The organism is Protofrankia sp. CiT1 (assembly GCF_917627335.1).
In the GTDB taxonomy this organism is placed as follows: domain Bacteria; phylum Actinomycetota; class Actinomycetes; order Frankiales; family Frankiaceae; genus Protofrankia.
In genome coordinates this window covers 20,180-27,103 of the sequence record NZ_CAKJTP010000056.1, presented here as the reverse complement: position 1 = coordinate 27,103, position 6,924 = coordinate 20,180, and the positions used below count along the sequence as shown (strand labels likewise).

5 protein-coding genes and 2 pseudogenes are annotated in these 6,924 nt (G+C 67.6%); 3 read left to right on the top strand and 4 right to left on the bottom strand.

Annotation, left to right across the window (positions count from 1 at the left end; genetic code table 11):
• A pseudogene (locus MJ785_RS11505) lies at positions 1-233 on the top strand (hypothetical protein); the annotation flags it as partial.
• Positions 230-781, top strand: a complete 552-nt coding sequence (locus MJ785_RS11500) for a GNAT family N-acetyltransferase (protein WP_239309674.1) — start codon at positions 230-232, stop codon at positions 779-781. The pseudogene MJ785_RS11505 and the gene MJ785_RS11500, both read left to right, overlap by 4 nt.
• 525 nt (positions 782-1,306) lie before the next feature.
• Here the strand turns inward: MJ785_RS11500 and MJ785_RS11495 are convergent.
• The 3 genes from MJ785_RS11495 to MJ785_RS11485 form a co-directional block, all read right to left on the bottom strand.
• Positions 1,307-1,873 (bottom strand): Uma2 family endonuclease, encoded by a 567-nt coding sequence (locus tag MJ785_RS11495; protein WP_370651535.1) that lies wholly within the window; start codon positions 1,871-1,873, stop codon positions 1,307-1,309.
• 382 nt (positions 1,874-2,255) lie between these two features.
• Positions 2,256-3,527, bottom strand: coding sequence for a Fic family protein (locus tag MJ785_RS11490; RefSeq protein ID WP_239380760.1), 1,272 nt, complete (start codon positions 3,525-3,527; stop codon positions 2,256-2,258).
• Positions 3,528-3,759: 232 nt separating this feature from the next.
• On the bottom strand, positions 3,760-4,596 hold the full coding sequence (locus MJ785_RS11485) for an aldehyde dehydrogenase family protein (RefSeq protein WP_239376599.1): 837 nt from the start codon (positions 4,594-4,596) through the stop codon (positions 3,760-3,762).
• Between the two features lie 574 nt (positions 4,597-5,170).
• On the opposite strand from MJ785_RS11485, the gene MJ785_RS11480 reads away from it, so the two are divergent.
• A complete protein-coding gene (locus tag MJ785_RS11480; RefSeq protein ID WP_239309700.1) occupies positions 5,171-6,508 on the top strand; it encodes an alkaline phosphatase PhoX in 1,338 nt (445 codons plus the stop codon).
• Between the two features lie 77 nt (positions 6,509-6,585).
• Here the strand turns inward: MJ785_RS11480 and MJ785_RS11475 are convergent.
• Positions 6,586-6,924 (bottom strand): annotated as a pseudogene (locus tag MJ785_RS11475) (hypothetical protein); the annotation flags it as partial.

Sequence of the window (6,924 nt, the reverse complement as noted above, 5' to 3'; positions counted from 1 at the left end):
CCCTCGCCATGGCGCATCTGCTGCGACCAGCGCCGGAACCTGATGCGGCTGCGGCCGTCGGCATACAGGTTCTCACAGCGCTCTCAACGAACCATACGTACACGGTCGCCGAACGGGTTCGCCACCTGGATGCCATGTTCATGCCCGCTCACCGGTCGATTCCGGCGGTGCGGGATTTCACCGAGCGGTTACGGCAGGCCCGCCCCGCACTGACCGCTGGCACCAAGGCATGAGCGGCGACCTGGTGACCACCTTTGCCATCCCCACGATCGTCACCGAGCGTCTGACGCTGCGCGCCATCGCACCGGAGGACATCGACAACTACGCGACCATGTGGGCTGATCCGGAGTTCATGCGCTATCTCGGGGGTCCCGCGGACCGGTCCGCGACCTGGCGGAACATGGCGACGACCCTCGGGCACTGGGCGCTGTGGGGGTACGGGCTGTGGTCCGTGGTGGAAACGGCCACCGGTGAGCTGGTCGGCCGGGCCGGGCTGTGGAACGAGCCGGGCTGGCCCGGCGTCGAGGCGGCGTGGTTCATCGCCCGACCGCACTGGGGCCGCGGGTTCGGACCGGAGGCCGGGCGAGCCTCGCTACGGTTCGCCTTCAACCGGCTGGCCGTCGATCAGGTCGTCTCCGTCATCGACGCCGACAACACCAGGTCGATCCGAGTCGCCGAGAAGATCAGCGAGACCTACCACCACACCGAGTTCCTGCACGGTAAAAATCAGCATGTGTACGCCATCAGCCGATCCGCATGGGAGACGCAGACCGACAACTGACAGCCGCGATTGCGTCCCCCGCATCGAGCACGACACGTCCGACCAGGCATATGTCTGACTGGAAAACTCAACGTGAGGTGGGCAGGCTCGCGCCCACCAGGGCACTTGGCCGCTGGCGCGCGGGAAGGCATTCGAGCGCGCCGTGCGCCGCGACTGGGATCTCGCGTTGTTCGGTACCCTCCGGTGATCCTCTGGGACACCGGTGCTCTCTGCTTGCCAACGAGCATCCTTGGTCTCAGCCCCGCTGACGCCTCATGATCCTGCCCGGGTTCTGCCCGCCATATGCCCATGGACCACGGTCAACAGTTGGATTCCGGGAGACTCATCAGGACCACACCCGTGACGATCACGGCGAAGCTTCTGCCCAGATCAGACCGTGTTCACCGAGGTCAGGAGGCATACCGGCCAGATAGGCGCAGGTCGGCGGACTACGCCGTGGCACGCACGAAGCAGATGAAAGCTGCGGCCAGGGCAGGAACCGCCTGAGCTGACGGCCCTCGTCAGTACTCCGCGGCCGTGCTGGTGCTATGGCTGGGTGAGGTCGATCTTCACGGGGAATGGAGTGGCGGCTTCGACCACACCCGCGTGAACATCGCCAGCCCGGTAGGCTCGCGCGGCCAGATCGAGCACGTAGGTGTGAACGAGCGGGACACCGGCCGCGGACTGCTCGATCCGCCAGTAGAACTGGATGCCGGCCGAGGCGTACTGCTCCGGCTTGAAGACGCGATCGGTGGTTTCCGAGCCCGGCGACACCACCTCACCAACCAGCAGGATGTTCTCGGGGCGCATCGGCGAGACCCCGACCGTGCTTGCTCGGTACACGACGATGTCGGGTCGACGCACGGTGAGCGGCACGTCGTGGAGCCGGACATCGAAGTCAAGATCGGCAAACCACTCCGGTGCCCCCGCGGCCTCCATCGCGACAGCCAGCTTCTTGGCAAGCCGGTTGTGTTGGAGGGACGCGCTCGGGACCATGACCACCATCCCGTCCACAATCTCGATATCCCTGGACTGCTCCTCGGACAGCATGTCGTACAGCTCCGCTGTGATCTGCTGGTGCATCCAGGCGGGAGGGACGATCTCCGCGGTCACGACGCACCTCCCTGGCTCGGCGGCCCCCGGACCCGTTGTCCCGCTGTCAGCGTAGCGTGCCAGCCGGATCCGCTGCGCCAGCCAGACGCGGCTGATCGGTCGGTGCGTCCGACAGGTCGACAGGTCGACACATGGTGTCGCGACGACGAGGCACCACCCTCGATTCTGGGGCCACCCGTACCTGGCGGCCCACGTCGCCTCGGCCGCAGCTCGGTGTCGACGCGCCGGACTGGCGAGAGGCCACGACACCGTTCGGCGAGGTGGGGAGCTACCTGTCGGCAGCTGACATCGTTAATCATCAGAGCTGCAACAAGATCCGCGACCACAAGAAGGCAAGGAAGGCCGCAGCCTCAGCGGAGGTGACCGTTGCCCTCCGGATGGATCATGGCCTCTGGGGTACGCGGCGGCTGGGCGGGCTGACGATGGTCTCGCCTGCTGGGCTGGCGAGGCGTCGTTCAAGGTACGCGAATGCCTCGATGGCCTCGGATGCCTCGAACGCACGATTGCGGCGGCCTACTGTGATCTGGCGGAGAACACCCACATTGACAAGCCGATTGATTGCCTCGTTTGTTGCCTGCAGACTTCGACCAGACAGGGCGGCAGCCGAGCGGACGGTGAGCACCGGCGCTGCGGGCAGCAGGCGCAGGATGCTCTCGAGAGCGGAATGGGTGCGTACGGGGCCGGCCCTGCGGAGCCAGTCATCGCGAAGCGACTCGAGACGCCGCTCGAAGTCGACGGCGTCCGCACATGCTCGGGTGCAGGCGGCGGCGAACAGCGCGACCCAGGAGTCGGTCGCCACCTGTGCCTCGTCGGAGGTCGCGGGACCCACGTAGTGGGCTGCGGCCAGCGCGGCAAGGTACGCACGCGACCAGGTCGCGAGAATCAGGGAGACGGGGGGCAGGACGCCTGCGGCGAGACCGCGGCGCCGTAGCACCATGTGGATCAGCGCGCGGCCGGTACGCCCGTTACCATCGACAAACGGGTGAATCGTCTCGAACTGCGCGTGCGCGATGGCAGCCTGGGCGACGGCCGGAAGAGTGTCGTCGGCGCAGAATGCACAGAGGTCTTCGAGCAGGCCGGGCACAGCCTCCGGTGGCGGCGGGACGAACGTGGCTGAGCACGGGTTGTAACCGCTCCCGCCGATCCAGTTCTGTTCGGTTCGAAGCCTGCCGCCGTGCCGCTCCAGGTGGCCGGCGGCGAGCAGACGCTCGTGGACGTCAAGCAGAGACGCGATCGTGATGGGATCACCGACACCGACCAGTTCGGTTGCACGCACCATTGCGTCGATGTTGGCCAGTACCTCGACTGCGGTGATGTCGGTGGCGGGCTCGTCGAACCCGCGTGCCGCCTCGGCTCGCAGGAGGCGTCGGCCGCCGACCTCGAGCCCTTCGATCCGAGACGAGGCGACTGACTCGGCCCGCAGGAGGATGCGCGCCAGCACCTCGGTGCCTCGTAGCGCAGCGGCCTCGCGGTCGAGGCGGCTGATTGCGACCTCGGCGTCAGCGACATCCGCCGCCGTTGCGGCGTCGAGACGCCACTTCCGGCCGACCAGCGGGTCCGGCAGGTACGCCTCGTAGTCGCAACCGAGTCGGTCCCGCCGGGACAGACCCGCGCCGAGATCGCTTTCCCAGCGCCGCCGTAGGAGCTCAGCCATCTTGAGCAGCCTCCATAATCAGGGTTACGTCACAACCTTGATTATGACGCGGCGTGCTTCAAGGTTGTCGCCACGCTGGTCCGCCGCTACACGATCGCAGTCGACCCGGACAGCGCCGCGCCTGGTTCCCGCGGCCGGCGGCCAGCCCGTCCACGTTCCGGTCGATGTTCCGGTCGATGCTCGGATCAGAAGACGAGCACCGGCTTGACGGTGACGCCGGCGACGGAATCGGCTACCGCCCGGTTGATGTCCGTGAACGGATAGGTGGTGATGAGCTCTTCGAGATGATCCGGCCGGCGGCGGTCGAGCCGGTGAAGGAGACCTTGTCAATGCCGGGATGCCTGATGAGCAGGTCACCGGTCTGCCGGCCACCGGTGATCAGGTTGACGACGCCCGCGGGGATGCCGGCCTCCTCGATTGCCTCCATGAGGTAGGCGGCATCCAGCGACGTCTCCGGGGCGGGCTTGAGCACCACGGTGCAGCCGGCGGCCAGCGCCGGCCCGAGCTTCATCGCGGTAAGCCCGAGGGGGTAGTTCCACGGCACGATCACCGCGACGGTCCCGACCGGGCGCCGCTGCAGGCGCACCGTGCCGGGATAGGCCAGCGCCGGGCGCTCCTGGTCGGCGAAGCCACCGCGCGCCAGCGCCGCGTAGTACCGCAGTGTGCCAGCCACGGCGCGGACGTTGGCGGAGGCGGAGGCGGACAACGCCAGCGGCATGCCGTTCTGCCGGGAGACGATCTCGCTGATCTGCTTCGAGCGGCGTTCGACCGCCCCGGCGAGCCGCTCGAGCAGGCCGGCCCGCTCGACGGCCGGAGTTGCGTCCCAGGCCGGCTGGGCCGCCCTGGCGGCAGCCACCGCCAGGTCCACCTCCTTGGCGCCTGCCTCGGGCAGGTCACCGAGCCGTTGCTCGGTGGCGGCCTCGATGATCGGGGTAGTCGTCTCCGACAGGGGTGTCGTCCACTGCCCATCGATGTAGAAGGAGCCGAAGTGACGGCTCGTGCCAGGCCTCCCCGCACATATCCGACCATCTGAGGTTGCAGGCCCGGAATCGGCGGACTTCCTCGTCACGCCTCGTTGCCGGCGAGCCTGCGAATTCTGCCGTGAACCACCCGGCCAGCGCGAAACGCCTCGGCGGGTAACAGTGTTGCGCGTCAGCATGGCACGGGCCGGGCGCGGTTGAACATACCTGATGCCGCAGCGCCCCGGCGGCGACGAGCCGGTCGTCGCAGCCGCCGAACTCGAGTCGATCGGCCCACGCGGCGCATGGCGTAGCCTGCACGGAAGAGGTGCACTACCGCGGCCGACCGCGCCGACGGGCCGTTCGGGCAGGTGACGGCGATGGCCCCGGGCGACGTGATGCAGATCGGCTCGACACCGCTGGGCTCCGACCCGGTCCGTTTCCAGACCGATCCGCCAGCCTGCTACCGGGCCTCCTGGCAGCTACCCGGACCGGGCTTTCACTGGCAGGCGACAACGAGCTTACGATAGAATGACCAACTGCTTACATGGCGTCATCTCCTGTCTTGCCGGATATACGAACAGCCGAGGCTAGTAGTCGCCTGCCGTTCCATCCTGTGTCGCTTCGTGGCCATGTCAGCCTGCCAGCGTGCGGATTCGGCATTCCAAGGAGGGACACATGCCCATATCTGTCAGTCGTCGTCAGGCGATCGTCGGTACTGGAACGGCGAGCCTCGGATTCGTCCTGTCGGGAGCGGTTGGCTCGGTCTTCAGCGGGACCGCGTCGGCCGCCGAACCCTTCCACTTCCACGGCTACGGGGAACTCGTCCCCGACCCGGCGAAGATTGTCGATCTTCCCGCGGGATTCACCTACACAGTTGTCTCCCGCGCCGGCATGGACACGCTGCCGACCGGGGAGAAGCTGCCGGGCGCGCCGGATGGCACATTCGCCTTCCCTGGCAAGAAGAACAACCACAGCATTCTGGTTCGCAACCACGAGCTTTCCCCGGGCGCCGTGAACCCGGTACCGCACCTGTCAGGACTGGAATACGACCCGGGCGCGGCCGGCGGAACCACCACGGTCGTTCTCGACGGCGACAAGCTGATCTCACAGGTAGCGAGCCTCGCTGGTACGGTCCGCAACTGCGCCGGCGGCAACACCCCGTGGGGGACCTGGCTGTCGTGTGAGGAGACCGAGCTGACCCCGGCATCCAACGCACTCCTGACCAAGAAACACGGCTACGTCTTCGAGGTCGACCCCTACGGGCGCCTGCACGACACCGAGGCCGTCCCGCTGAAGGCGCTCGGGCGTTACCCGCACGAAGCGATCGCCGTCGATCCCAAGACCGGCATTCTTTACCTCACCGAAGACGCGGGCTCGCCGTACGGGCTGCTTTACCGCTTCCTGCCGGCCAAGCCGCTGGGAGGCCCGGGAAGCCTTCGGGCCGGCGGGAAGCTGCAGGCACTCAAGGCCGCCGGCGCGTTCGATCTTTCCGTGTTCACCGAGCTCGGCACCACGCTCGCGGTGACCTGGGTGGACGTACCGGACCCGGACGCGACAACCACGTCGGTCCGCAAGCAGTTCGCCGACGGGGCGGTCACCCACGTACCCAAGGCCGAGGGAATCTTCTGGGACCGGACCCGGGCCTACATCGTCTCCAGCTACGCCAAGGCCGGGTCCGCGGCTGCCGGTGTGCACGAGGGCCAGGTCTGGGAGTTCAACCCACGCAAGTCCACGATCGAGCTGGTGGTCCGGATTGCTCCGGGCGGTCGCTTCGATGGTCCCGACAACATCACCGTTTCGCCCTACGGCGGTACGATCATCCTGTGCGAAGACGGTGACGGGGAGAACTACCTGATCGTCGTGGGCGATGACGGCACCCCGTACCCATTGGCGCGGAACGCCGTCAGCGACAGCGAATGGGCCGGCGCGACCTTCTCCCCGGATAGCAAGTGGCTGTATGCCAACATCCAGGGCGACGGCCTGACTGTCGCGATCACCGGCCCATGGCGGCGCAAGTAGTTAAGAGCGCCCGGCAACAGGAGCGTAGATCAAGGAACGGGGCTGGGGTACGTAGATCGCGAGATGCGAGGAGGAAGTCACCGGAGGTGCTGGGTGGCGACCGACGACAACGCGGCGAGGTGCGTACCCCAGCCCCGCGACGCCGCGTCCCCTATTGCCGGGCGCTCTGAGTTCGAGGCAGGGCCGCGGTACTTCGGCTTCGAGCTGACGCCGTCGGGCAGGCCGGCACGGGCACGGCGTTGGCAGACTGCCTCGGCCGCGGCCGGGTCGTCGAGGCTCGTGTCGTCCCACGACGCGGGGCAGAATAGGAAACCGCTTGTGACCGCCGAGAGAACGGACCGCCGACCAACACCCGGCACACGCGCGGGACCGGTCACGCTGACGTGTCTGGGAGCGTCCACCGAGCCGCCCTTCGA